Annotated in this window: 25 protein-coding genes; 17 read left to right on the forward strand and 8 right to left on the reverse strand. The window is 70.4% G+C overall.

The window, feature by feature from the left end; genetic code table 11:
* Positions 1-14: 14 nt before the first annotated feature.
* Positions 15-1157 carry a Xaa-Pro peptidase family protein gene (locus A5757_RS05740; RefSeq protein WP_066829951.1) on the forward strand — a complete coding sequence of 381 codons (1143 nt, stop codon included), beginning with the start codon at positions 15-17 and terminating at the stop codon, positions 1155-1157.
* A gap of 3 nt (positions 1158-1160) precedes the next feature.
* Here the strand turns inward: A5757_RS05740 and A5757_RS05745 are convergent, their stop codons facing one another.
* The gene (locus A5757_RS05745) at positions 1161-1586 is read right to left on the reverse strand and encodes a F420-dependent biliverdin reductase (RefSeq protein ID WP_066829955.1); all 426 of its coding nucleotides are present in this window, start codon (positions 1584-1586) and stop codon (positions 1161-1163) included.
* Between the two features lie 35 nt (positions 1587-1621).
* Between A5757_RS05745 and A5757_RS05750 the strand changes: the two genes are divergently transcribed.
* Genes A5757_RS05750 through A5757_RS05765 form a run of 4 tightly spaced genes read left to right on the forward strand, consistent with a single transcriptional unit; the run spans position 1622 to position 5029 of the window.
* Positions 1622-2368, forward strand: a complete 747-nt coding sequence (locus A5757_RS05750) for an SDR family NAD(P)-dependent oxidoreductase (RefSeq protein ID WP_066829957.1) — start codon at positions 1622-1624, stop codon at positions 2366-2368.
* Entirely contained in the window at positions 2365-3552 is a 1188-nt protein-coding gene (locus A5757_RS05755; RefSeq protein ID WP_066830374.1) for a bifunctional cobalt-precorrin-7 (C(5))-methyltransferase/cobalt-precorrin-6B (C(15))-methyltransferase, read from the forward strand. Before A5757_RS05750 ends, A5757_RS05755 begins: the two co-directional genes overlap by 4 nt.
* Positions 3549-4304 carry a precorrin-4 C(11)-methyltransferase gene (cobM, locus tag A5757_RS05760; RefSeq protein ID WP_066829959.1) on the forward strand — a complete coding sequence of 252 codons (756 nt, stop codon included), beginning with the start codon at positions 3549-3551 and terminating at the stop codon, positions 4302-4304. The genes A5757_RS05755 and cobM overlap by 4 nt, the downstream gene beginning before the upstream one ends.
* Positions 4304-5029, forward strand: a complete 726-nt coding sequence (locus A5757_RS05765) for a cobalt-precorrin-6A reductase (RefSeq protein ID WP_066829962.1) — start codon at positions 4304-4306, stop codon at positions 5027-5029. The genes cobM and A5757_RS05765 overlap by 1 nt, the downstream gene beginning before the upstream one ends.
* Here the strand turns inward: A5757_RS05765 and A5757_RS05770 are convergent.
* The 5 genes from A5757_RS05770 to A5757_RS05790 are packed head-to-tail and all read right to left on the reverse strand — an operon-like array spanning position 5013 to position 10317.
* Positions 5013-6092, reverse strand: a complete 1080-nt coding sequence (locus A5757_RS05770) for a phosphotransferase family protein (RefSeq protein ID WP_066830372.1) — start codon at positions 6090-6092, stop codon at positions 5013-5015. The two genes, A5757_RS05765 and A5757_RS05770, sit on opposite strands and share 17 nt — an antisense overlap.
* A 37-nt stretch (positions 6093-6129) precedes the next feature.
* On the reverse strand, positions 6130-7605 hold the full coding sequence (locus A5757_RS05775) for a precorrin-2 C(20)-methyltransferase (RefSeq protein WP_066829965.1): 1476 nt from the start codon (positions 7603-7605) through the stop codon (positions 6130-6132).
* A complete protein-coding gene (locus A5757_RS05780) occupies positions 7602-8228 on the reverse strand; it encodes a precorrin-8X methylmutase (RefSeq protein ID WP_066830376.1) in 627 nt (208 codons plus the stop codon). Before A5757_RS05780 ends, A5757_RS05775 begins: the two co-directional genes overlap by 4 nt.
* Before the next feature lie 10 nt (positions 8229-8238).
* Positions 8239-9372: a precorrin-3B synthase gene (cobG, locus tag A5757_RS05785; protein WP_066829968.1), complete on the reverse strand. Its 1134-nt coding sequence runs from the start codon at positions 9370-9372 to the stop codon at positions 8239-8241.
* A 12-nt stretch (positions 9373-9384) separates the two neighbouring features.
* On the reverse strand, positions 9385-10317 hold the full coding sequence (locus A5757_RS05790) for a TauD/TfdA family dioxygenase (RefSeq protein WP_066830381.1): 933 nt from the start codon (positions 10315-10317) through the stop codon (positions 9385-9387).
* A gap of 139 nt (positions 10318-10456) precedes the next feature.
* Between A5757_RS05790 and A5757_RS05795 the strand changes: the two genes are divergently transcribed.
* From A5757_RS05795 to A5757_RS05825, 7 genes are all read left to right on the forward strand, one after another.
* A complete protein-coding gene (locus tag A5757_RS05795) occupies positions 10457-11104 on the forward strand; it encodes an ABC transporter permease (protein WP_066829969.1) in 648 nt (215 codons plus the stop codon).
* Complete coding sequence (locus A5757_RS05800) at positions 11101-12285, forward strand: ATP-binding cassette domain-containing protein (protein ID WP_066829971.1); 1185 nt, start codon at positions 11101-11103, stop codon at positions 12283-12285. The genes A5757_RS05795 and A5757_RS05800 overlap by 4 nt, the downstream gene beginning before the upstream one ends.
* Complete coding sequence (locus tag A5757_RS05805) at positions 12282-13064, forward strand: ABC transporter permease (protein ID WP_066829973.1); 783 nt, start codon at positions 12282-12284, stop codon at positions 13062-13064. The genes A5757_RS05800 and A5757_RS05805 overlap by 4 nt, the downstream gene beginning before the upstream one ends.
* Positions 13061-14080, forward strand: a complete 1020-nt coding sequence (locus tag A5757_RS05810; RefSeq protein WP_066829981.1) for a glycine betaine ABC transporter substrate-binding protein — start codon at positions 13061-13063, stop codon at positions 14078-14080. The genes A5757_RS05805 and A5757_RS05810 overlap by 4 nt, the downstream gene beginning before the upstream one ends.
* A 283-nt stretch (positions 14081-14363) precedes the next feature.
* Positions 14364-17957, forward strand: a complete 3594-nt coding sequence (cobN, locus tag A5757_RS05815) for a cobaltochelatase subunit CobN (protein ID WP_066829982.1) — start codon at positions 14364-14366, stop codon at positions 17955-17957.
* A 27-nt stretch (positions 17958-17984) separates the two neighbouring features.
* Positions 17985-18365: a PPOX class F420-dependent oxidoreductase gene (locus A5757_RS05820; RefSeq protein ID WP_066829984.1), complete on the forward strand. Its 381-nt coding sequence runs from the start codon at positions 17985-17987 to the stop codon at positions 18363-18365.
* 5 nt (positions 18366-18370) lie between these two features.
* Positions 18371-18763, forward strand: a complete 393-nt coding sequence (locus tag A5757_RS05825; RefSeq protein ID WP_066829987.1) for a PPOX class F420-dependent oxidoreductase — start codon at positions 18371-18373, stop codon at positions 18761-18763.
* Here the strand turns inward: A5757_RS05825 and A5757_RS05830 are convergent.
* Entirely contained in the window at positions 18760-19467 is a 708-nt protein-coding gene (locus A5757_RS05830) for a dienelactone hydrolase family protein (RefSeq protein ID WP_066830383.1), read from the reverse strand. The two genes, A5757_RS05825 and A5757_RS05830, sit on opposite strands and share 4 nt — an antisense overlap.
* A gap of 71 nt (positions 19468-19538) precedes the next feature.
* On the opposite strand from A5757_RS05830, the gene A5757_RS05835 reads away from it, so the two are divergent.
* Genes A5757_RS05835 through A5757_RS24015 form a run of 4 tightly spaced genes read left to right on the forward strand, consistent with a single transcriptional unit; the run spans position 19539 to position 24119 of the window.
* Complete coding sequence (locus A5757_RS05835) at positions 19539-20000, forward strand: FxsA family protein (protein ID WP_066829990.1); 462 nt, start codon at positions 19539-19541, stop codon at positions 19998-20000.
* Positions 20001-20021: 21 nt separating this feature from the next.
* A complete protein-coding gene (locus A5757_RS05840) occupies positions 20022-21614 on the forward strand; it encodes an amidohydrolase (protein WP_066829993.1) in 1593 nt (530 codons plus the stop codon).
* Positions 21607-23346 carry an apolipoprotein N-acyltransferase gene (gene lnt / locus A5757_RS05845; protein ID WP_066829995.1) on the forward strand — a complete coding sequence of 580 codons (1740 nt, stop codon included), beginning with the start codon at positions 21607-21609 and terminating at the stop codon, positions 23344-23346. The genes A5757_RS05840 and lnt overlap by 8 nt, the downstream gene beginning before the upstream one ends.
* A complete protein-coding gene (locus tag A5757_RS24015; RefSeq protein WP_066829999.1) occupies positions 23343-24119 on the forward strand; it encodes a polyprenol monophosphomannose synthase in 777 nt (258 codons plus the stop codon). Before lnt ends, A5757_RS24015 begins: the two co-directional genes overlap by 4 nt.
* A 1-nt stretch (position 24120) precedes the next feature.
* On the opposite strand, the gene rbpA is transcribed toward A5757_RS24015, so the two are convergent.
* Complete coding sequence (gene rbpA, locus A5757_RS05855; RefSeq protein ID WP_026255985.1) at positions 24121-24459, reverse strand: RNA polymerase-binding protein RbpA; 339 nt, start codon at positions 24457-24459, stop codon at positions 24121-24123.
* Between the two features lie 123 nt (positions 24460-24582).
* On the opposite strand from rbpA, the gene A5757_RS05860 reads away from it, so the two are divergent.
* The gene (locus A5757_RS05860) at positions 24583-24936 is read left to right on the forward strand and encodes a hypothetical protein (RefSeq protein ID WP_066830002.1); all 354 of its coding nucleotides are present in this window, start codon (positions 24583-24585) and stop codon (positions 24934-24936) included.
* The last annotated feature ends 25 nt before the right edge of the window (positions 24937-24961 follow it).

A 24961-nucleotide genomic window follows, 5' to 3' on the forward strand; every position in this document is an offset into this window, starting at 1 on the left:
GTAGCCTGGTCGCCATGACCGGCAGCCGCTTTGACACCGACGTGTACGCCCGACGCCTGCGCAGCGCCGCCACCGCGGCCGGTGAGGCCGGACTGGCCGGCCTGGTCATCACGCCCGGCTACGACCTGCGCTACCTCGTGGGCTCGCGCGCCCAGACCTTCGAGCGGCTCACCGCCCTGGTGCTGCCCGCCGACGGCCCGGCGACCGTGGTCGTGCCCCGCCTCGAGCTGGCGGCGCTGGGGCACTCCGCGGTCACCGAACTGGGTCTGGCGGTACAGGATTGGGTGGACGGGCAGAACCCGTATGCGTTGGTGGCCGAAGCACTCGGGGGTGCGCCCGCGCGGGTCGCGGTAACCGACGCGATGCCCGCGCTGCATCTGCTGCCGCTGGCCGGTGTCCTCGGCGAGGTACCGGTCCTGGCGACCGACGTGCTGCGGCAGCTGCGGATGCGCAAGGACGCCGCCGAGATCGACGCGCTGCGCAAGGCCGGCGCGGCCATCGACCGCGTGCACGAGCGGGTGCCCGGCTTCCTGGTCGCCGGCCGTACGGAGGCCGACGTCGCCGCGGACATCGCCGAAGCCATTGTCGCCGAGGGCCATTCGGAGGTGGCGTTCATCATCGTCGGATCGGGTCCGCACGGGGCCGATCCGCACCACGAGTGCTCGGACCGCGAACTACGCGCCGGCGATGTGGTCGTCGTCGATATCGGCGGACCCTACGAACCGGGCTACAACTCCGACTGCACCCGCACCTATGTCCTCGGTGAACCCGATCCGGAGATCGCGCGCCGCTACGCGGTGCTGCAGCGCGCCCAGCAGGCCGCGGTGGCGACGGTCAGGCCCGGGGTCACCGCCGAACAGGTCGACGCCGCCGCACGGGACGTGCTGGCCGAGGCGGGCCTGGCCGAGGCGTTCGTGCACCGCACCGGACATGGCATCGGCCTGTCGGTGCACGAGGAGCCGTACATCGTCGCGGGCAACGATCTGCCGCTGGAGCCGGGGATGGCGTTCAGCGTGGAGCCCGGCATCTATTTCTCCGGCGAGTGGGGCGCGCGGATCGAGGACATCGTGATCGTCACCGAGGACGGTGCCGAACCGGTCAACCACCGGCCGCACGATCTGGTGGTGGTGCCGGCGGGTCCGGCCGCGACGGCGTGACTGTCAGTCGTCGCCGCGGTCCAGCAGCGACGAGGCGCCGAGCACACGTTCGACGCGCACCTCGATCACCACGCGCTGCGGGTTGACCCGCGGGGTGCGGTAGCGCTGGGCGTAGCGCAGTTCGGCGTCGCGCACGGCGTCCGGATCGCTGTTGACCGTCGATGTGCCCTCCAGCGACAGCCAGCGGGCGCCGTCGACCTGGCTGAGCACCGCGACGCCGCGCTGGTCGGCGTTGACGGCCTTCTGCGAGCCGCCGGTGGTGATCACCCGGGCGATGTGGGTCTTCGGATCGAAGGTGAAGCCGACGGCGACCACGTGCGGTGAATTGTCTGAGCGCAGCGTGGTGAGCATGGCCAGGTGGCGTTCGGTGAGGAACGCCAGCGCGTCGCTGGTGAGCCGGGTGGTGGCCCTGCGGCCGGAACTAGCCATCGGAGCCCACGCTAGCGCAGGACATAATCACAGCCGTGGAGGACACGGGCGGGTTGGTGGTGATCTTCGGTGGACGCAGCGAGATCGGCGTCGAAGTGGCGACACGGCTGGCGCAAGGCGCGACCGTCGTCCTTGCGGCGCGCGGCGCCGACCGGCTCGACGAGCAGGTGCGTGCGGTGCGGGCGGCGGGCGCCGCGGCAGTGCACACGACGGAGTTCGACGCCGACGACCTGACCTCTCATGCGCCGCTGGTCGCCCGGTTGATCGCCGAGCACGGCCCGATCCGCACGGCGGTGCTGGCGTTCGGCATCCTCGGCGACCAGGCCCGGTCCGAACGGGACGCCGCGCACGCCGCGGCCGTGGTGCATACCGACTACGTCGCGCAGGTGAGCCTGCTGACGGTGCTCGCGGCAGCCATGCGGGAGGCGGGCTCCGGGTCGATCGTCGTGTTCTCGTCGGTGGCCGGTGCGCGGGTGCGCCGGGCGAACTACGTCTACGGATCGGCCAAGGCGGGACTGGACGGGTTCGCCAACGGGCTGGCCGACGCCCTGCACGGCTCCGGGGTGCACCTGCTGATCGTGCGGCCGGGTTTCGTGATCGGCCGGATGACCGCGGGGATGGACCCGGCACCGCTGTCGAGCACGCCCGCCCAGGTCGCCGACGCGACGGTGCGGGCGCTGCGCCGAGGCCGCGCCGCGGTGTGGGTGCCCTCGACGCTGGCTGCGCTGGTGGCGGTGATGCGGCTGCTGCCGCGGTCGGTGTGGCGCAGGATGCCGCGATGACGCGCGTGGTGGTCGTCGGGATCGGCGCCGACGGGATGGCCGGGCTCACGCCCGCCGCGTCGGCCGAGCTGCGGGGCGCCTCGGTGGTCTACGGGTCGGCCCGCCAACTCGCCCTGCTCGACGATTCGGTGCGGGCAGAGCGGCGGGAGTGGCCGAGCCCGCTGATGGATGCGCTGCACGCCTTGCGCGACGCCGAGCACGATGTGCACATCGTGGCCAGCGGTGACCCGCTGCTGCACGGGATCGGCGCCTCGGCCATCCGGGTGCTCGGCGCCGACCGCGTCACCGTCCTACCGCACGTGTCGTCGGTGACGTTGGCGTGCGCGCGGCTCGGCTGGGCGGTGCAGGACACCGAGGTGATCAGTCTGGTGACCGCACCCGAACACACCGGGGTGCGCCGCGGCGGCCGGGCCGTCGTCCTGTCCCGCGACGCCTCGACCCCAGCGGCGCTGGCGCGGCTGCTCACCCAGCACGGCCGCGGCGATTCGGAACTGACGGTGCTCGAGCAGCTCGGCGGACCGGCCGAACGCCGGCGCGACGCCACCGCCCGCGCCTGGGCCGCCGACCCGCCCCGCGATGTCGACGCCCTCAACGTCGTTGCGGTGCGGTATCTACCCGACGAGGCGCGGGTGTCCACACTGCCCGACGACGCGTTCGCCCACGACGGTCAGCTCACCAAACAGTCGATGCGGGCGGTGACGCTGGCCGCCCTCGACCCGCGTCCCGGCGAGGTGCTCTGGGATGTGGGCGCCGGCTCGGGCAGCGTGGCGATCGAGTGGTGTCGCACTGCAAGCGGCTGTCGCGCGGTGGCTTTCGAACGCGACGACGTCCGCCGTCGCCGGATCGCCGAGAACGTCGCCGCGCACGGGGTCCGGGTGGACGTGCGGGGTGCGGCTCCCGACGCGTTCGACGCCCCCGGCATCCCGGCGCCGTCGGCGATCTTCGTCGGCGGCGGCCTCACCGGCGCCGGTCTGCTCGACTCTTGCTTCGACCGGCTGCCCTCCGGCGGGCGGCTGGTCGCCAACGTCGTCACGGCGGAGTCCGAAGCGGTTCTGGTGCAATGGCATACGAAGAGGGGTGGCGAACTTCGGCGGTTCCAGCACTACCGGGGTGAACCGGTCGGGCGGTTCACCGGATGGCGGCCGGCGATGCCGGTGACCCAGTGGGCGGTGGTCAAGCCGTGACCGTGTACTTCATCGGTGCCGGACCCGGCGCGGCGGATCTGATCACCGTCCGCGGCCAACGGCTCCTGCAGCGCTGCCCGGTGTGCCTGTACGCGGGCTCGATCATGCCCGACGACCTGCTCGCGCTGTGCCCGCCCGACGCGCGCGTGGTGGACACCGGCCCGCTGAACCTCGACCAGATCGTCGACGAACTCGCGCGGGCGCACGCCGCCGGACAGGACGTGGCGCGGCTGCACTCCGGCGACCCCGCCATCTACAGCGCACTCGCCGAGCAGTGCCGCCGCCTCGACCTGCTGGGGATCGACTACGAGGTGGTCCCCGGGGTGCCGGCGTTCGCCGCCGCCGCGGCCGCACTCGGCCGGGAACTCACCGTGCCCGGTGTCGCTCAGACGGTCACGCTGTCCCGTGTCGCGACCCTGTCGACGGCGATGCCGCCGGGTGAGGATCTCGCCACGCTGTCCGCGCCGGGTGCGACCCTGGTGCTGCATCTGGCCGCCGCGCAGATCGACGCGATCGTGCCGCAGCTGCTCGACGGCGGCTACCGACCCGAAACCCCCTGTGCGGTGGTGGCATTCGCAAGTTGGCCGCAGGAGGTGGTGTTGCGCGGCACGCTGGCCGACATCGCGGAGCAGATGCACGGGGCGGGGGTGACCCGCACGGCGGTGATCGTGGTGGGCGACGTGTTGGCCGCCAATGCCTTCACCGACAGCTACCTCTACTCACCGGACCGGGTCCGGCGCGGCAGGCACTGATGCGGATCCTGCTGCTCGGCGGCACCGCTGAGGCCCGGGCGCTCGCCGCGGAACTGCACCCGCAGGTGACGGTGATCAGTTCGCTCGCCGGGCGCGTCCCGCATCCCGCTCTGCCCGTCGGCGAGGTGCGGATCGGCGGATTCGGCGGCGTCGACGGGCTGTGCCGGTGGCTCACCGAGACACCGGTCGACGCCGTCGTCGACGCGACGCACCCGTTCGCGGCGACCATCACCGCGAACGCCGCCGAGGCCTGCGCCCGGCTCCGGCTGCCGCATCTGGTGCTGGCCCGGCCCGCGTGGCCGACCGGCGACGCGATCGTCGTCGGTTCCGACCGCGACGCCGCCGACGTCGTGACCCGCGAGGGTTTCGGGCGGGTCTTTCTCACCACGGGCCGAAGCGGCACCGCGGCCTTCCGCACGGTCGACGCCTGGTTCCTCATCCGTGCGGTGACCGCACCGGACGCCGGCACCCTGCCCGATCGTCACGAACTGCTGCTCTCGCGGGGACCGTACGACTATGCGGGGGAGCGGGAGCTGTTGTCCGACAGGCGGATCGATGCGCTGGTGACCAAGAACAGCGGCGGGGCCATGACCCGCCCCAAACTCGACGCCGCTGCCGATCTGGGCGTGCCGGTGGTGATGGTGGACCGCCCGTCCCTACCCTCGGGCGTACGGACGGCCGGCACGGTGGCCGACGCCGCGGTATGGGTCAGCTCGCTGGGGTGATCAGGTCGAGGCTGCCGAGGTCGCGGATCGCCTGACACCCGCGGGCGGCCATCGCCAGCATCATCTCGTCGCCACGTTCCGTCGACGTCGCGAACGCCACCCCGAGCACCGTGATCAACGGGGCCTGCAACATACCCAAACGGTAGTCGCGCCAACAGGTGTCGAAGTCGTAGTCGGCGACATCATGCGTGAGCAACCGATTGTGGTACGCCTCCACGAGCGAGCGCTCCACGGCGGCGCGGGTATCGGGCTGCATGCTGGTGCCGGTGAAGTACGACAGGTCCCGGGCGGGCAGTCCGCTGCCGAGGGTCTGCCAATCCACCACGGTGATCCGCGAGCGGTCCGGATCGAACAGCATGTTGTCCAACCGGTAGTCGCCGTGCAGCACCGCGAACCGGCCGGCTTCACTGAGCAGCCAAGGCGTCACCACCGACATTGCGGCGGAGAGTGTTTCGCGGTCCTCGGCCGACATCCGGTCGCCCAGTTTGTCGATCGTGATGTCGGCGGCCATCTTGGCCACCTCGCCGAAACCCTGCGCGGATGCCGCGTCGGGCTTGGGCATCGCGATACCGGGGAAGTCGGCCCACTGCGGATCGCACCAGGTCGGTCCGTGCAGATCGGCCAGGGCCTCCACCGCCAGTCGCGCCTCGTCGGTGCTGCAGCCCGCGATCTGGTCACCCTGTTCCGCGGGCGCCATGTCACCGAGTAGCAGCACGAAATCGAAGCCGTCACCAGCGATCTCGCAGTGGTAGCACGGCGGGATCGGGATCTGCACCCGCTCGGCGAGGTGGGTGTAGAACGCGTGCTCGGAGCGGTATCCGATCGCGACGCGATCGCGCACCGTCTCGTCCTGGGAGGGCAGTTTCACCGCGAACGAGGTCGGCAGATCGGGCTGCGGATCGGCGTAGGTGACCGAGACGCGGTACGTGGCGCCGGTCTGGCCGGTGCCGATCGCGACGGTGTCGACTGCGGCCACCTCGACGGGCACGCCGTCCCGCGACAGTGCTGCGCCGAGCCACTGGGGGGTGACGTCGGCGGGTTTACAGGGGATGAGGGCCTGCACGGCACCACCTTTCGTCACGCTGTGACGCGTGACACTATCACCCCGGGTAGTAACGAGGCGTGAACACCCGATCGCCGGCGTCCGCCGGGTACCACTGCGTCTGGGATGAGCCGACGATCAGCAGACAGCGCATGTCGACGGCGGCGGGGTCGAGGTCGGCGAGCCGGACCACCGTGATCTGTTCCCGCGGTCCGGACACGTCGCGTCCGATGATCACCGGCGTGCCGGGGTCGCGGTGCTCGAGCAGGATGTCGCGCATGGCGCCGACCTGCCAGGTGCGCGTCTTCGACGCCGGGTTGTAGATCGCCAGCACCAGATCGGCGGCCGCGGCGGCGGCGAGCCGCTTGGCGATGATGTCCCACGGCTTGAGCCGGTCCGACAGCGAGACCACCGCATAGTCGTGGCCGAGCGGGGCACCGACGCGACTGGCGACGGCCTGGGCCGCTGTCATCGCCGGGATCACCCGCACGTCGACGCCGGGCCACTGTTTGGCCTCCTCGAGCACCGCGGTGGCCATCGCGAAGACTCCCGGGTCCCCGGAGGACACCACGGCCACGGCGCGGCCCTGTTCGGCCAGGGTGCAGGCCAGCCGGGCGCGGGCGGGTTCGTCGGTGTTGTCGCTGGGGTGGCGGCGCTGTCCCTCGCGGGCGCCGACGCGGTCGAGATAGGGGCCGTAGCCGATGAGGTCGGTCGCCGCGGCGAGTTCTCTGCGGCTCTGCGGTGTCATCCACTCGACGGCGCCGGGGCCCAGTCCGACGACGGTGACGCTGCCCGACGGCGCGGTGCGGTCGGTTCCCCCGGGGATCATCGCGAGCGAGAAGTACGGCACCTTGTCCTCGCCGTCGACGTCGGCGGCCGACAGGACCCGCTGATCGGGGGTGCTGGCACGTTCGACGTAGTAGGCCTCGCCCAGCCGTCCGGTCGATTGCAGCGCGGCCCGCACGGTGGGGTAGGACCGGCCGAGTTTGAGCACGACGGCGGCGTCGGTGTCGGCGAGGCGGCGCTCGAGCTCGTCGAGCGGCAGCGTGCCCGGCAGGATCGTCAGCACCTCCTCGCCCTGCACCAGCGGCGTCGAGATCGCCGCGGACGCGGCGCTGACCGACGTCACGCCCGGCACGATCACCGCAGTGAACCGTTCGGTCAGCCGGGTGTGCATGTGCATGTAGGAGCTGTAGAACAGCGGATCGCCCTCGGCGAGCAGGGCGACGTCGCGCCCCGCGTCCAGATGGGCGGCGATACGGTCGGCGGCCTCGCGGTAGAAGTCCTCGATCGCCCCGGCGTAGCCGCCCGGATGGTCGGTGACCTCCGTCGTCACTGGATACACCAGGTGCTCCTCGAGCTGGCCCGCTCGCAGATACGGTTCGGCGATGCGGCGGGCGATGCTGTGCCCGTGCCGCGCGCTGTGGTAGGCCACCACGTCGGCCTGTCCGATCACCCGGGCGGCCTTGACGGTGACCAGTTCCGGGTCACCCGGGCCGAGGCCGACGCCGTAAAGCGTGCCGCGCTCGCTCATTCGCGCTCACTCGCGATCGCGTTGACCGCGGCGGCGGCCATCGCCGAGCCGCCGCGCCGGCCGGTCACCACGAGATAGGACATCCCGCGCGGCCGGTCGACCAGTTCCTCCTTGGACTGCGCCGATCCGACGAAGCCGACCGGGCCGCCCAGCACGGCGGCCGGCACCGGCGCCCCGTCGTCGAGCAGTTCCAGCAGCCGGAACAGCGCGGTCGGCGCGTTCCCGATCGCCACCACCGCACCGCCGAGCCGGTCGGCCCACAGGTCGACCGCCGCCGCGGAGCGGGTGAAGCCCAGCCGGGCGGCCAGTTCGGGCGCCCGCGGATCGGCCACCAGCGACACCACCTCGTTGTCGGCGGGCAGCCGTGAGCGGGTGATGCCCGCCGCGACCATCGAGGAGTCGCACAGCACCGGCGCGCCGGCGGCCAGCGCGGTGTGCGCGCGGGTCACCACGTCGTCGGTGAACGCCACGTGGTCGGCGACGTCGACCTGGCCGCAGGTGTGGATGAGCCGCACCACCACCCGCGCCACGTCGTCGGGGAACCGCGCCAGATCCGCTTCGTCGCGGATCGTCGCGAACGACTGCCGGTAGATCTCGGCGGCGTCGCGGATGTAGTCCAGCACGCCGCTCACCCTACGACGGGCGCTTCCGGAGCCGATAACCCTCCGGACCGGCCACCAGCACGTCGCCGACCGGCGGGCTGCCGCAGGCGCGTTCACAGCCGACGAAGTGGCGGTGGCCTTCGGCGGGGTCGTCGAGCGCCGCGGCGGCGTCGCTGCGGACGTCGGCGACCGAATGCGCGCAGCCCGGGGTTCCGGTGCAGGCGCTCACGTCCAGCCACGGCGAGTTCTCGTCGAACACCAAACCCATCGGCGCCAGCACCCGCAGCGCCACGTCGGCGACTCCCTCGTCGAGGTCACACACCAGCAGCGAGCGCCACGGGGTGATGACGATCGGGGCGTCCACGGCGCCGACGAACTCGGCGGTGCGAGCGGGCAGGACACCCAGTGGCACGGCCGCGCCGAGGGTGACGCGAGCGTCGTCCTGGGGAATCCAGCCCACCGCCGGACGATCCACCGGCGCCCAGGTGGCTCCCGGTTCCGCAGTGGCCCGTAGCCCGGCCAGCACCACCGTCGGATCGTCGAGTTCGACGATGCGCCAAGCGGTTTCGCGGATTTCCGCGAATCGGACCGCCACCGCGACCAGGGTCGGAACGACTGCGTCGAGACCCACTCGAACCCCGGTGTCGCGTCCGGCGAGCAGCAGCGCCGCCGTCTCGGCGTCGAGCAGGTGTACACCGGCGTCCGCGCCCAGACCGGACACGTCACCGCGTCCGTCGTCGAGCCCGAACCAGAAGCGTCCCGACAGACCGGCCAGTGCTGGTTCGTTCTGGATCGCTTCGTCGAGGTCGCAGATCAACCCACGCACGTCTCCGGCGCCTCCGGAGCGACCGGACAGCGGTGAGGCGACGATGTTGCGCACCCGTTCGTGGGTCGGTGAGGGGAGCAGACCCGCTGCGGCCACCGCGTCGGCGACCGCGCCGGGATCGTCGACCGCCCGGATCTGGATGTTGCCCCGCGAGGTCAGTTCCATGTCCGGGGAGCCGTACGCGGTGGCGGCGTGTGCGAGTGCGGTCAGCTGCTGCGCGGTGAGGAGGCCGCCGGGTAGGCGGATGCGGGCCAGCGCACCGTCGGCCGCCCGGTGCACCGACAGGGCACCGGGGCATGCGTCCTGGTCGCGGGACCTCGCGGTCCTGAATTGGTCGATGCGGCCATTCTCTCAGCTCGCGAGCGCTTCGCTCCCGCGGGAGAGGGGCACGACCACGTCGGAGTAGCCCGAGGCGTCGCCGGCGATGACTCGGCTGCGCCGGCCGAGGACGTCGACGGGCACATCACCGGCGAGGGTGACCCGGCTCAGCCGCCGGTACTGGTCGTCATAGTCGGCGACCGCGTAGTGCTGAGTGGCACGGTTGTCCCAGATGGCGAGGTCACCGGGGGCCCAGTTCCAGCGCACCGTGTTCTCCAGCTTGGTGACGCGCTGCTGCAGCAGCGCCAGCAGGGTCTGCGACTCCGCGGGTCCGAAGCCCACGAACTGTTTGATGAAGTGCCCGAGCACCAGCACCTTGCGGCCGGTCTCCGGATGGATCCGCACCACCGGATGCTCGACCTCGAAGTAATCGGAGTAGAACTCCTCGCGGTATTCGCGTTCGGTGTCGGTCAGCGCCTCGCGGCGGCCGTCGAAATCGGCGGCGTAGTCGAACAGGTTGGTGTGCACCGCCCACAGGTTCTCGACCAGCGCTTGCAGCGCCGCCGGGAGACGGTCGTAGGCCGCCTCGGTGTTCGCCCAGGTGGTGGTGCCGCCGTATTCGGGCAGCGCCACCGCCCGCAGCAGCGAGGCCTTCGGGATGCGATCGACGAACGTGACGTCGGTGTGCCAGCTGTTGGCCTTGTCGTAGCGCGAGTCGATCGGCAGGACCCGGTGGCCGCGTGACGTGACCGTCGGATGCGCGGTGGTCGGCGTGCCGAGCAGACGGGCGAACTCGAGCTGACCGTCGTCGTCGAGGTGGTGCTGATCGCGGAAGAAGATCACCTTGTGCTCGAGCAACGCGTCGTTGATCCGGCTCACGGTCACCGGATCCAGGCCGCCGCCCACTTCGACACCGTCGATACGCGCGCCGATATGGGCGCCGAGCTTCACCACACGCAAAGACATGTCCGCCAGGATGCTCATCGCCGCCGGCCGGCGACAGGGTTGAAATCAGCGCGAACACAACCGGCCCCCGTCGTTTCGGTCCCGCGATCTCGGGGTACGAGCAAATGCTGCGGGGGACAGGCGACAACTCGGAGGTGGCGTGCGCGCACTGTGGGACTACGTCACCACGCACCAGTCGCAGCTGCTGTTCGATTCCTATCAGCACGTCAGCGCCGTGGTGCAGAGCGTGCTCATCGCGACCGTGATCGGTGTGGCGATCGGCGTGCTGACCTACCGTTCCGGCCTTGCGGCGAATCTCGCAACCTCGGTGTCGAGCGTGATCCTGACCGTCCCGGCGTTCGCCCTGCTCGGCCTGCTCATCCCGCTGTTCGGGCTCGGCGTCGTGCCCAGCATCACGGCGCTGGTGCTGTACTCCCTGCTGCCCATCGTCCGCAACACCATCGTGGGCCTCAACGGCGTCGATCCCGCGCTGACCGACGCCGCGCGCGGGATCGGGATGAGCCGGCTCGCCACGCTGAGTCGCGTCGAGCTGCGGTTGGTGTGGCCGTCGATCCTTTCGGCCATGCGCATCAGTACCCAGATGTCGATGGGTGTGCTCGCGATCGCGGCCTACGTCAAGGGGCCGGGGTTGGGGAACCTGATCTTCGCCGGCCTCGCGCGGGTCGGCAGCCCGACGGCGATCCCGATGGCCGTCACCGGCACGTTGCTCATCGTGATCCTGGCCCTCGCGCTGGACGGTCTGCTCGTACTCCTCGGCCGGCTCACCACGTCGAAAGGCATCCGATGACGACCACGGCAGCAGAATCCGACACGGCGACGGGAACGCCGTCGGGGGTGCGCATCGAACTCGACCACGTCTCGAAGATCTACCCGGGTGCGTCCGAGCCGGCGGTCGACGACGCGTCGCTCGACATCCCGGCCGGCGAGATCGTGGTCTTCGTCGGCCCGTCCGGCTGCGGGAAGACCACCATGATGCGGATGATCAACCGGCTGTCGGAGCCGACGTCGGGCAGCATTCGTATCGGCGACGTCGACGCGCTGGCGATCAAACCGACCGAACTGCGCCGAAAGATCGGCTACTCCATCCAGCAGGCGGGTCTGTTCCCCCACATGACGATCCGGCAGAACGTCGGATTGGTGCCCGGCCTGCTGCGCTGGGACCGCAAACGCATCGACAACCGGGTCGATGAGCTGCTCGACCTCGTCGGCCTCGAACCCGGCCAGTACGCCGACCGCTATCCCCGGCAGCTCTCCGGCGGTCAGCAGCAGCGCGTCGGGGTGGCGCGCGCACTGGCCGCCGACCCGCCGGTGCTGCTGATGGACGAGCCGTTCGGCGCGGTCGACCCGATCACCCGTTCCACGCTGCAGGACGAACTGTTGCGGCTGCAGAGCGAATTACGCAAGACGATCGTGTTCGTCACCCACGATTTCGGGGAGGCGGTCAAGCTCGGCGACCGGATCGCCGTGCTGGGCCCGCGGTCCAAACTCCTGCAGTACGACTCCCCGCAGAACATCTTGGCCAGCCCCGCCGACGACACCGTGGCCGGCTTCGTCGGCTCCGGCGCCTCGCTGCGTCAGCTGGGTCTCACGCGGATCAAGGATGTCGATCTGCGTCAGGCCGCCACCGTGCACGCCGACGATTCTGTCGACGAGGTACGAAATCGGTTGGCGGGCAGCGAATTCAATTGGGCCGTGGTGCTCGACGCGCGCGAGCGGCCGGTCAGCTGGGTACGGGAGTCGCGGCTGCGCCACGCCGGCACGCTCGCCGACGTGGTCGAGCACCTCGACGTGGTCAGCACGCAGTCGACGCTGGAAGACGCGCTCGAGGCCATCCTTGCCGAACAGCACGCCTCTGCCGTCGTTACCGGCGCCGGCGGCCGCTACGTCGGCGTGGTCACCCTCGACACCCTCATCGACACCATCAACCGGTTGCGTGAAGACGCCAACGCGGAGACCGCCGACTCGTGAGCACCGTGACCGCCGACCGGGCGCAGAACAGCAAGGCGTCCGCCACCACCACCGCCGAACGGCTGCGTCTGCTGATACAGCCGGCGCTGGTGCTGGTGGTCGCGGCGGCGGTGGTGTTCTGGGCGTTCAACCGCGATCTGACCGCCACCCAGCAGGAGAACATCAACCCCGGCAACGTCGCGACGCTGATCTGGCAGCATCTGCTGATCACCGGCGCGGTCACCGCGATCGTGCTCGCCGTGGGGGTGCCGCTCGGGGTGCTGGTCACTCGGCCGGGCGCGAAAGCGTTGCGGCCCTTGTTCATCGGGGTGGCCAACATCGGGCAGGCGGCGCCGGCGATCGGTCTGCTGGTGCTGCTGTTCCTGTGGACGGCGAAGACCGGCTTCTGGATCGGGGTGCTGCCGATCGCGCTGTACTCCTTGTTGCCGGTGCTGGCCAGCACGATCCTGGGCATCGACCAGGTGGACCGATCGCTCATCGACGCCGGTCTCGGCCAGGGCATGTCCCGCGGTGGCCTGCTGATGCGGGTGGAACTGCCGCTGGCCGTGCCGTACATCCTCGCCGGTTTGCGCACGTCGCTGGTGCTCGCCGTCGGGACCGCGACGCTGTCGTTCCTGGTGAACGCCGGCGGGTTGGGAATCCTCATCGACACCGGATACAAGCTGCAGGACAACGTCACACTGATCCTCGGCAGCGTGCTCGCGGTGTGCCTCGCGCTGCTCGTCGACTGGCTCGGCGGCCTCGCCGAGTACTTCCTCAACCCCAAGGGTCTGCGATGAGGCGCGATTTCGGTGTACTTCGTCGCGGTCAGCGCGACCGACGACACCGAAATCGCGGGGTGTCCGTCGCGGTCGCGTTGGTCTTGTTGCTCACGTCGTGCGGGCTGGGGTCCGGCAGCACGGTGCCGCTACCGGTCGCGCCCGGCTCCATCCAGCCCGCCCCCGGGCTGGAAGGGGTGCAGATCACCGTCGGGTCGAAGGAGTACACCGAACAGGTCATCCTCGGGTACATCCTCGAGTTCACACTCGCGGCGGCAGGCGCGGACGTCCGGGACCTCACCGGCATCGTCGGCTCGCGCAGCACCCGGGAGGCGCAGCTGTCCGGTCAGGTCGACGTCGCCTACGAGTTCACCGGCAACGCCTGGATCAACTACCTCGGCCATGAGAAGCCGATCCCGGACACGGCAGCGCAGTTCGAGGCGGTGCGCGCGGAGGATCTGGAGCGCAACGACATGGTCTGGTTACCGCCGGGCCCGATGGACGACACCTATGCGCTGGCGGCGAGTAAGCGGGTGATCGAGAGCACCGGAGTGCGCACCCTGTCCGAATACGCCGAACTGGTCCGGACGAATCCGGCCGCCGCGAAGACCTGCGTGGACACCGAGTTCCGGGCCCGCCAGGACGGCTTCCCCGGGATGGCCGCCGCGTACGGCTTCGACCCGGCGCGGGCGCAGACCCCGATTCTGCAGGTCGGCATCATCTACCAGGCGACCGCCGACGGGAACCAGTGCGATTTCGGTGAGGTGTTCACCACCGACGGCCGCATCGCCGCGCTCGACCTGGTGGTGCTGACCGACGACAAGCAGTTCTTCGCTCACTACAACCCGTCGGTCACCATGAAGCGCTCGTTCTTCGACGCCCACCCCGAGATCGCCGACGTGACCGCGCCTGTCACCGCCGCACTGACCAACGAGGCGATCATGGACATGAACAAGCAGGTGGACGTCGAGGGCCGCGATCCGAGCGTCGTCGCGCGCGACTGGATGGTCTCGATGGGCTTCGTCACCATCCCCTAGCAGGGGGTTCACCCCCTGCTTGTGACATCCGTCACTCGTTGTCCGATCTTGTCTCCTCACGCACAGAAACGCCTGCTCGGGCGCACGACGCCGTAGCTTTCACGTTGAACCGATACCGCCGGTATCAGGTACATAACGGAAAGGAGACGACCGTGATCGCCATCTTCGCCATCGCGTTCGTGCTGCTCGTGCTCATCGCCGCGCTCGGCATGCCGTACTCGCAGTCCTGGTATGCCCGCTGGGGCGGCTACGACCGCTGACCGCCGTGGGGTACGAATGACGGGTGACCGACCCGCACCCACCGACCGTCCTGCTGCTCTCGACCTCTGACACCGATCTCATCACCGCGCGGGCCAGTGGAGCGGGGTATCGCTGGGCGAACCCCTCCCGCCTGGTCCCCGGTGAGCTCGAGGAGCTGATCGGGCAGGCGGACGCGGTGGTGGTCCGCATCCTCGGCGGATACCGCGCCTGGGACGAGGGCATCGACACGGTGCGCGCCAGCGGACTGCCGACGGTGGTGGTCAGCGGCGAACAGTCGCCCGACGCCGAACTCATGGGCCACTCGACCACCCCCCAGGGCGTCGCCCTGCAGGCCCACGTCTATCTGGCGCAGGGTGGCACCGAGAATCTCGCCAACCTCCACGCCTTCCTGTCCGACACGCTGTTGATGACCGGGTTCGGCTTCGAGCCACCGGCGCCGACCCCGAAGTGGGGTGTGCTGGAGCGCGATTCGACGCAGATGGAGGGCCCGACCGTCGCGGTGCTGTACTACCGCGCTCAGCAGCTCGCCGGGAACACGGGCTACATCGATGCGCTGTGCGCGGCCATCGAGGCGGCGGGAGGGCGCGCGCTACCGGTGTACTGCGCCTCGCTGCGCAACGCCGACCCCGACCTGCTCGCGCTGCTCGGCGAGGCCGACGCGCTCATCACCACCGTGCTCGCCGCGGGCGCCGCCACCCCGGCGAGCGTCGGCGCGGGCGGCAACGACGACAGCTGGGACGTCGCCCATCTGGCCGCGCTCGATGTGCCGATCCTGCAGGGGCTGTGCCTGACGAGTTCGCGCGAACAGTGGAACTCCAACGACGACGGTCTGTCGCCGCTCGACGTGGCCACGCAGGTCGCGGTCCCGGAGTTCGACGGCCGCATCATCACCGTCCCGTTCTCGTTCAAGGAGATCGACGACGAAGGCCTGATCTCCTATGTCGCCGACCCGGAACGCTGTGCGCGGGTGGCGGGCATCGCCCTGCGCCACGCGCGCCTGCGTCGCATCCGGCCCGAAGACAAGCGGGTCGCAGTCGTGTTCTCGGCGTATCCCACCAAGCACGCCCGCATCGGCAACGCCGTCGGGCTCGACACACCAGCCAGTGCCGTCGCGCTGCTGACCGCGATGCGCGAGGCCGGATACGACATCGGTGACGTGCCCGGAATCGAGGCGCAAGACGGTGACGCGCTGATCCACGCCCTCATCGAGCGCGGGGGCCAGGATCCGGCGTGGCTCACCGAAGGTCAGCTGACCGGCAATCCGATCCGGTTGTCCGCCAGAGACTATCGCGCATGGTTCGCCACCCTCCCCGAAGAGCTGACCGATGCGGTCACCGAGCACTGGGGACCACCACCCGGAGAGCTGTTCGTCGACCGCGGCACGGACCCCGACGGCGAGATCGTCATCGCCGCAATGCAATCCGGCAACGTCGTGCTGATCGTGCAGCCGCCGCGCGGATTCGGCGAGAATCCGGTCGCGATCTACCACGACCCCGACCTGCCGCCGAGCCACCACTATCTCGCCGCCTACCACTGGATGACTGGCGGATTCGGCGGCTGCTTTCAAGCGGATGCGATCGTGCATCTCGGCAAGCACGGCAACCTGGAGTGGCTGCCCGGTAAAACGCTCGGCATGTCCGCGGCATGCGGCACCGACGCCGCGCTCGGCGATCTGCCGCTGATCTACCCGTTCCTGGTCAACGATCCGGGGGAGGGCACCCAGGCCAAGCGGCGGGCGCACGCCACGCTCGTCGACCACCTCATCCCGCCGATGGCGCGCGCCGAGACCTACGGCGACATCGCCCGTCTCGAGCAGCTGCTCGACGAACACGCCAACGTCTCCGCACTGGACCCCGGTAAGCTGCCCGCGATCCGCCAGCAGATCTGGACGCTGATGCGGGCGGCGAAGATGGACCACGATCTCGGGCTGTCCGAACGCCCCGACGAGGATTCGTTCGACGACATGCTGTTGCACGTCGACGGCTGGCTGTGCGAGATCAAGGACGTGCAGATCCGCGACGGGCTGCACATCCTGGGCGCGGCGCCGGCCGGTGAGGCTCAGCTCGACCTGGTGCTGGCGATCCTGCGCGCCCGCCAGCTGTTCGGCGGGGAACAGACGCTGCCCGGACTCCGCCAGGCCCTCGGCCTCGCCGAGGACGGACAGGACGAGCGGGTGACCGTCGACGCAGTCGAGGCGCGGGCCCGTGGCCTGGTGGCCGCGCTGCAGGACGCCGCCTGGGATCCCGCGGCCGTCGACGGGATCACCGACAATCCGGACGTCGCCGCGATCCTGCGGTTCGCCGCCACCGAGGTGGTGCCGCGGCTGGCCGGTACCTCCGAGGAGATCGCCCAGGTGCTGCGTGCCCTGGACGGCCGGTTCATCGCGGCGGGCCCGTCCGGGTCACCGCTACGCGGGCTGGTCAACGTGCTACCCACCGGCCGCAACTTCTACTCCGTCGACCCGAAGGCGGTGCCGTCACGGTTGGCGTGGGAAACCGGTGTGGCGATGGCGGATTCGCTGCTGACCCGGTACCGCGAGGATCACGGCGCGTGGCCGCGCTCGGTGGGACTGTCGGTGTGGGGGACCTCGGCGATGCGGACCTCGGGTGACGACATCGCCGAAGTCCTCGCCCTGCTCGGGGTACGCCCGGTGTGGGACGACGCGTCGCGCCGGGTCGTCGACCTCACCCCGATGTCGCTCGAGGAACTCGGCCGACCACGCATCGACGTCACCGTGCGTATCTCCGGCTTCTTCCGCGACGCGTTCCCGCACGTGGTGGCGATGCTCGACGACGCCGTCGCGCTGGTGGCCGGGCTCGACGAATCCGACGAGGACAACTACGTCCGCGCCCACACCCAGGCCGACATCGCCCAGCACGGCGATCAAAGACGAGCCACCACACGGATTTTCGGCTCGAAGCCGGGAACCTACGGGGCCGGGCTGCTGCAGCTCATCGACAGCCGCAACTGGCGTGACGACGCCGACCTCGCCGAGGTGTACACGGCGTGGGGCGGCTTCGCGTACGGCCGCGGACTGGACGGCCGGCCCGCCGCGGAGGACATGGCCAACAGCTACCGCCGAATCGCGGTGGCGGCCAAGAACACCGACACCCGCGAACACGACATCGCCGACTCCGACGACTACTTCCAGTACCACGGCGGAATGGTCGCCACCGTGCGCGCGCTGACCGGTAAGGCGCCCGCTGCCTACATCGGCGACAACACCCGCCCGGACGCCGTGCGCACGCGCACACTGTCGGAGGAGACCACCCGCGTGTTCCGCGCCCGCGTGGTGAACCCCCGCTGGATCACCGCGATGCGCAGGCACGGCTACAAAGGCGCCTTCGAGATGGCGGCCACCGTCGACTACCTCTTCGGCTACGACGCCACCGCCCATGTGATGGCCGACTGGATGTACGACCGGCTGTCCCAGGAATACGTCCTCGATGCGGAGAACCGCAAGTTCATGGAGGAGTCGAATCCGTGGGCGCTGCACGGGATGGCCGAACGATTGCTGGAGGCCGCCGGCCGCGGGATGTGGGCCGAACCCGATCCGGCGACCCTGGACGGTCTGCGCCAGGTGCTGCTCGAGACCGAAGGGGATCTCGAAGGCTGACCCGCGCCGGCGGCTAGATTTGATCACATGGCCGCCACCTTCGCCGACGTCGCGAAATCCGAATACATCCTGCTCACCACGTTCACCAAGGACGGCAGGCCGAAGCCGACGGCGATCTGGGCCGTGCCCAAAGGCGACGGCCTCATCGCGATCACCCAGGAGAAGTCGTGGAAGGTCAAGCGGATCCGCAACACCTCGCGGGTCACCATCGCACCCTGCGACCGCGCCGGGAAACCGAAGGGTGAGGCCGTCGAGGCGGTCGCGTCGATCCTGGACAAATCCGCCAACGGCGCCACGTACGACGCGCTGGGCCGCCGCTACGGTCTGCTCGGTAAGACGTTCAACGTTTTCTCGAAGCTGCGCGGGGGCATGAAGAACAACGTGACCATCGAGATCAAGCCGGCCTGACTCCGGTGTCCGAGACCACGCCCACCTTCAAAGACGTCTACGGCGAGAAGTATCTGCTGCTGACGACGTTCACGAAGGACGGCAGACCCAAACCGACGCCGGTGTGGGGGGTGCCCGACGGCGACCGCCTGCTCATCAGCACCGACGCCGGCTCATGGAAGACCAAGCGCATCAACAACACTCCGCGCGTGACGATCCAGAAGTGCGGTGTGCTCGGCAAACCCAAAGGCGACCCCGTGGAGGCGGTGGCCCGCAACCTGCCGGCCTCCGAAACCCGCCGGGTCTTCGACATGGTGACCAGACGCTACTGGTGGCACGCCTGGTGGTGGATTCCGCAGGCGCTCATCCGCGGCGGCGTCGACAAGGTGCACGCCGCCATCGAGGTGAAGCCCGCCTAAGCGGGCAGGTGTGCGTCGAAGAACGCGAACACCCGCCGCCAGGCGTCCTCGGTCGCGGCGTCGTCGTAGCCGAATCCGGTGACCCGTAGCAGCGGCTGCGCCGGCAGGCGATTGGCGAAGCTGTGTCCCGCCTGGGGATAGACCTTGATGTCTGCGGGCACGCCCTTGGCTCGGACGGCAGAGGCGAGCTTCTCGGGCGCTCCGCGGCCCAGCGGGTCGCGCCGGCCGTAACTCGCCACGATCGGGCACGACACATCGAGCAGATCGTCCAGGTTCTTGGGCAGCGGCACCCCGTAGAACGGAGCGGCGGCGCCGAAGTTGCCCGCCCCGAGCAGCAGCGCGAACTGGCCGCCCATGCAGAAGCCGGCGATCGCCACCGCCCCCGAACACTCCGGCAGCGCGACGAGGTGGTCACGCGTGGCGAGCAGGTCGTCGAACACGCGACCCTGCTGGGCGAGCAGCTCGCGGAACACCCGGGTGATGCAGCGCGCCCGGCCGCCACGGCTGTACAGGTTGGGTGCGAGCGCAACGTATCCCGCCGCGGCGACGCGCGCCACGATCGCCTCGTTGTCGGCGCTGATCCCGGCCGCGTCGTGCACCACGACGACGCCGGGGCGGGGGCCCTGCTGCGCGGTGACGCCGTCGGGTCGGCCGAGCAGCGCGTCGATGCGTCCGTCCGGGGTGTCGACGCGGACCGTGGTCACCGTTTCCGTCACGGATCAGAATCTACGGCCCGCACCCGGAACCACCACGGAAAATCGCACGTTGAACGGATATGGCAAAGCGGCTGTTCCTGCTGTACGCGTTGGTCGAACTCGCGGTCGTTGTCGCGCTGGTGGCGACGATCGGGCTCGGCTGGACCCTGCTGCTCGCACTCGGCGCGTCCGTCCTGGGGCTGCTGTTGGCCGGATCACAGCTCAAACGTCACCTGCAGCGGCTGCGTTCCGGACTGACCGCCCAGACCGCGCAGGGTGCCGTCACCGACGGCGCGCTGGTCGCGCTCGGCTCGGTACTCGTCATCGTGCCCGGACTGGCCAGCACTGTGCTCGGCGCCCTGCTGCTGCTCCCGCCGACCCGCGCGGCCGCCCGGCCCGTGGTGACCGCGATGGCCGGCAGGCGGATGCCGCTGATCGTCACCACCACCTCGTCGGGCGCTCGCCGCCCCGACTACATCGACGGTGAGGTCATCGACGTGGTGGACGTCGAACAGACCGCGGTGCAGCGTCGCGCGGACTGAACCGGTTAGCCTGTCGGCGCCGTGACGACACTGTTCATCAACGGGCGGGTGCACACCCCCGCCCAACCCGACGCGACCGCGATGGCGGTCCGCGACGGCACCGTGGCCTGGCTGGGTAGCGACGACGTCGGACGCGCCCAGTTCCCCGACGCCCGGGTCGTCGATCTCGACGGTGGTTTCGTCGCGCCCGCCTTCGTCGACAGCCACGTCCACCTCACCGCCACCGGCCTGACGCTCGCCGGTCTCGACCTGCGCACCACCACCTCGCTGCGCGACTGCCTGGACCGGATCACCGACCACGCCCGCCGTCACCCCGACGGCGTGCTGTGGGGCCACGGCTGGGACGAGACGCGCTGGCCCGAACCTACGGCGCCCAGTACCGACGATCTCGACCGCGCCGCCGGCGGACGGGCGGTGTACCTGTCGCGCGTCGACGTGCACTCGGCGGCGGCGTCGACAGCGCTGCGTACGCAGACGCCCGGACTGGAGACGGCGCGCGGCCACCATCCGCAGCGGCCCGTCACCGCCGACGCCCACCACCTGGTGCGTGCCGCCGCCCGCGCCGCCCTGACACCCACCCAGCGGGATCAGGCCCGGCGCGCCGCGCTCGACGCAGCGGCCGCCCACGGGATCGTCGCGGTCCACGAATGCGCGGGGCCGCAGATCGGCGGTCTGGACGACTGGCTGGAGCTGCGCGCGCTCGATCACGGCGTGCAGATCACCGGCTACTGGGGCGAGCCGGCCACCGACGCGGCGCATGCCCGGGAACTGCTCGACCGCAGTGGCGCGCACGGGCTGGCAGGGGACCTGTTCGTCGACGGCGCACTCGGCTCGCGCACCGCGTGGCTGCACGAGCCGTACGCCGACGCACCGGGCGAATGCGGTAACACCTATCTCGACGCCGAGGCCGTCACCGCCCATCTGCGCGCCTGCACCGGCGCGGGAATCACCGCCGGATTCCACGTCATCGGCGACGCCGCGGTGACCACGGTCGTCGACGCCCTCGCCCGCGTCGTCGACGAGTTCGGCGGCCCGGCGGTGGCGCGGTGCGGCCACCGGCTCGAGCATCTGGAGATGGTCACCGCCGAGCAGGCCGACCGGCTCGGGGCCTGGGGCGTCATCGCGAGTCTGCAGCCGCATTTCGACGCGCTGTGGGGCGGTCCCGACGGGATGTACGCCCAGCGGCTCGGGCCGGACCGAGCGGCCGGATTGAACCCGTTCGCGCTGTTAGCATCCCGAGGCGTGCCCCTCGCGTTCGGCTCGGACTCGCCCGTCACCGACATGAATCCCTGGTCCAGCGTGCGCGCAGCCAGCAGGCACCAGACGCCGGGCAGTGCCATCTCGTTGCGTGCCGCGTTCGCCGCGGCAACCCGGGGCGGCTGGCGCGCCGGCGGCGTCCGGGACGGCGTGACCGGCACGCTGGTGCCAGGTGCGTCCGCCTCCTACGCCGTCTGGGACGCCGACCACCTCGAGGTCAGCGCACCGGCCGACTCGGTGCAGCGCTGGTCCACCGATCCGCGGGCGCGGGTGCCCGCGCTCCCACGCCTGGGCCCCGAGGATGCGACGCCCCGCTGCCGGCAGACGGTGCACCGGGGTGTCGTGATCCATGGCTGACGTCGTTCAGGCGCTCGACGCGGCGGAGTCTCCGCCCCGGCGGTGGGCGCAGCGGGCCCGCCGGCTGGGCCGCGGCACCCTCGACCGGATCGTGCAGCTGGGCGTCACCGTGGCCGCAGGGCTCCTGCTGTGCGTCAGCTTCCCGCCCTTCGGCTGGTGGTACTGCGCATTCCTCGGCCTGGCCCTGCTGGCGTGGGTGCTGACCCGCGACACCACGACCACCGCGGGCGGCTTCGGGTACGGCTACCTGTTCGGGCTGGCGTTCTACATCCCGTTGCTGCCGTGGATCAGCGGGCTCGTCGGCGCCGGACCCTGGCTCGGGCTGGCCGCCGTCGAAGCGCTGTTCCCCGCGCTGTTCGGGGCGCTGGCGGTGATCGTGCGCCGGCTCAAGGGCTGGCCGCTGTGGTTCGCGGCCCTGTGGGTCGGCCAGGAGTGGCTCAAGTCGAGCGTGCCGTTCGGCGGCTTCCCGTGGGGAGTCGTCGGCTTCAGCCAGACCACCAGCCCTGTGCTGGCGCTGGCCCAGCTCGGCGGCGCTCCGCTGGTGTCGTTCGCGGTCGCCCTCGTCGGCTTCAGCCTGACCGCGCTCACCGTCGAGATCGTCGCGTGGCTGCGGCACAGCGACACCCACCGCGCGGCTCCGCCCGCCGTCGTGCTGCCCGGCCTGGCGATCGCGGTAACGATGCTCGGAACCGCCGTGATCTGGCCGCAGGTCCGGCACGCGGCGACCGGCGCCGTGGACGATCAGCCGGTCACCGTCGCCGCGGTGCAGGGCAACGTGCCGCGGCTCGGCCTGGACTTCAACGCGCAACGTCGCGCGGTGCTGGACAACCACGTCGAGGAGACCCTGCGGCTCGCCGAGGACGTCCGGGCGGGAAGGGCGCCGCAACCCATGGTGGTGGTGTGGCCCGAGAACTCCTCGGACATCGATCCGCTGGCCAACCCGGACGCCGCGGCGCAGATCTCGGCCGCCGCACAGGCGATCGACGCACCGATCCTCGTCGGCGGCGTCGTCCGCGCACCCGACTACACCCCCGAGCATCCGGTGTCGACGAACACGGTCATCGTGTGGAATCCGGACACCGGTCCCGCCGACCGCCACGACAAGAAGATCGTGCAACCGTTCGGCGAGTACCTGCCCTGGCGGGACTTCTTCAGCAAGCTCTCCCCGTACGCCGAACGGGCGGGCTACTTCCGGCCCGGCGACGGCGACGGGGTGGTGACCGCGGCCGGCGTGCCGATCGGCGTCACCACCTGCTGGGAGGTGATCTTCGACCGGGCGGCGCGGGAGTCGGTGCTCGGTGGCGCGCAGATCCTTGCGGTCCCGGCCAACAACGCCACCTTCACCGAGGCGATGAGCGAACAGCAGCTCGCGTTCAGCCGCCTGCGCGCGGTCGAGCACGACCGGTTCGTCGTGACCGCGGGCACGACCGGTATCAGCGCGATCATCGCGCCGGACGGCCGGGAGCTGGCCCGAACCCAGTTCTTCGAACCCGCCTACCTCGACCGCCAGATCCGGTTGAAGACGGATCTGACACCGGCGACGCGATGGGGCCCGGCGCTCCAGGCGGTGCTGGTCGCCGTCGGTTTTGCCGCTGTGGCAGCGGTTGTGATCGCCGCCATACTGCACAATGGACACTTCGTATCCGCGATGCGGCGTCGCCGCAGTGCCGCCCTGAGCCCGACTGAAACCGAGCCGCCCCGAGCGGGTGGCGACGATGGAGGACCGTCATGACCAGTCCCATGCCCGGGGCTGCCCGGCCGAGTCAGCGCACGCTGGTCATCATCCCGACCTACAACGAACGGGAGAACCTACCGCTCATCGTGCGCCGCGTGCACGACGCGTGCCCCGGTGTGCACATCCTGGTGGTCGACGACGGCAGTCCCGACGGCACCGGTGAGCTGGCCGACGAACTCGCGCTCAACGATCCTGACCGGATTCACGTCATGCACCGAAAGTCCAAGGACGGACTGGGGGCGGCGTATCTGGCCGGATTCGCCTGGGGGATGAACCGGCAGTACTCGGTGTTGGTGGAGATGGACGCCGACGGCAGCCACGCTCCCGAACAGCTACACCGGCTGCTCGACGCCATCGACGGCGGCGCCGACCTGGTGATCGGGTCGCGCTACGTGCCCGGCGGCGCCATCCGCAACTGGCCGCGACGTCGCTATGCGTTGTCGAAGACGGCCAACACCTACGCCCGGGTGTTGCTCGGGGTGGGGATCCGCGACATCACCGCCGGCTACCGCGCCTATCGCCGCGAGGTGCTGGAAAAGCTCGACCTGTCGGCGGTCGACTCCAAGGGCTACTGCTTCCAGATCGACCTGACGTGGCGCACCATCAACAACGGGTTCACGGTCGTCGAGGTGCCCATCACGTTCTCCGAGCGGGAACTCGGACAGTCGAAGATGAGTGGGTCGAACATCCGCGAAGCGCTGTTCAAGGTCGCGGATTGGGGAATCCGCGGACGCCTCGATCGCGCCCGCGGATTCGACTACCGGCGGTAGCTCAGCTGCCCCGGCGCTTGGACTTGATCAGGTCGAGCCGCTCCTTGAGCAGCTCTTCGAGTTCCTCGACCGAACGACGCTCCAGCAGCATGTCCCAGTGCGTGCGCGGCGGCTTCACCTTCTTGGGCTCGGGCACGTCACCCTCGATGAGGGTGCCCTCCATACCGTTGCGGCACAGCCAGGTGCCGGGGATCTCCGCGTCGTCGGCGAACGGGACGTCGAATTCCTCACCGTTGTCGGTGCGGTAACGGGCAACCTGACGCGGCGCCAGGTCATGGTTGCGGTCGGTCTCATAGCTCACGGCGCCGAGACGACTGCCTCGCAGGACACGATCAGCCATCGTCATCACTCCTCTTCAACTGCAGACTTGCCGGATATACAACGCGACAAACGCGCGCGGAGTTCCCGACTCGACCGACGATGCTACCGGGATCTGTCGGACACCCCGTCTACAGTCGGCCCTGTGGCGACACCTGTGGCAGCACTCAACAGACGCCGTGGCCGGCCGCAGCCCTGCCGCTGGTGCGGCCGCGAGGTCGCTGACGCCGGGATGGGCCGGCGTCGCCAGTACTGCAGACAGTCCTGCCGGCAGCGGGCCTACGAACAGCGGGCGCTGGTGAAAGGCACCTCACTGTCACCGGATGCGGTGGTGCTGACCGCCGACGAGGCCGCCCAGCTCTCCGACCGGGTCTTCGAGGTCCGGTGTGCCGCAGAGGACGTCGCGACGGCGGTGGAGGAAGGGGCGGGTCCCGACGAGCTGCGGCAGTTGTGTGATGCGCTGATGCGCGCGGCGAAGGCCGCCGACGGCTGGCGGTAGGTTTTCCCGCCGATCGCCCGGGTAA

The sequence above is a fragment of the Mycobacterium sp. 852013-51886_SCH5428379 genome, from assembly GCF_001665575.1.
GTDB lineage: Bacteria > Actinomycetota > Actinomycetes > Mycobacteriales > Mycobacteriaceae > Mycobacterium.

Excerpts from the sequence above, each read along its gene's own strand:
- A5757_RS05740 (WP_066829951.1), top strand. The coding sequence starts at position 15 with ATGACCGGCAGCCGCTTTGACACCGACGTGTACGCCCGACGCCTGCGC.
- A5757_RS05745 (WP_066829955.1), bottom strand. The coding sequence starts at position 1,586 with ATGGCTAGTTCCGGCCGCAGGGCCACCACCCGGCTCACCAGCGACGCG.
- A5757_RS05755 (WP_066830374.1), top strand. The coding sequence starts at position 2,365 with ATGACGCGCGTGGTGGTCGTCGGGATCGGCGCCGACGGGATGGCCGGG.
- A5757_RS05765 (WP_066829962.1), top strand. The coding sequence starts at position 4,304 with ATGCGGATCCTGCTGCTCGGCGGCACCGCTGAGGCCCGGGCGCTCGCC.
- A5757_RS05775 (WP_066829965.1), bottom strand. The coding sequence starts at position 7,605 with ATGAGCGAGCGCGGCACGCTTTACGGCGTCGGCCTCGGCCCGGGTGAC.
- A5757_RS05790 (WP_066830381.1), bottom strand. The coding sequence starts at position 10,317 with ATGTCTTTGCGTGTGGTGAAGCTCGGCGCCCATATCGGCGCGCGTATC.
- A5757_RS05800 (WP_066829971.1), top strand. The coding sequence starts at position 11,101 with ATGACGACCACGGCAGCAGAATCCGACACGGCGACGGGAACGCCGTCG.
- A5757_RS05810 (WP_066829981.1), top strand. The coding sequence starts at position 13,061 with ATGAGGCGCGATTTCGGTGTACTTCGTCGCGGTCAGCGCGACCGACGA.
- A5757_RS05820 (WP_066829984.1), top strand. The coding sequence starts at position 17,985 with ATGGCCGCCACCTTCGCCGACGTCGCGAAATCCGAATACATCCTGCTC.
- A5757_RS05835 (WP_066829990.1), top strand. The coding sequence starts at position 19,539 with ATGGCAAAGCGGCTGTTCCTGCTGTACGCGTTGGTCGAACTCGCGGTC.
- lnt (WP_066829995.1), top strand. The coding sequence starts at position 21,607 with ATGGCTGACGTCGTTCAGGCGCTCGACGCGGCGGAGTCTCCGCCCCGG.
- A5757_RS24015 (WP_066829999.1), top strand. The coding sequence starts at position 23,343 with ATGACCAGTCCCATGCCCGGGGCTGCCCGGCCGAGTCAGCGCACGCTG.
- rbpA (WP_026255985.1), bottom strand. The coding sequence starts at position 24,459 with ATGGCTGATCGTGTCCTGCGAGGCAGTCGTCTCGGCGCCGTGAGCTAT.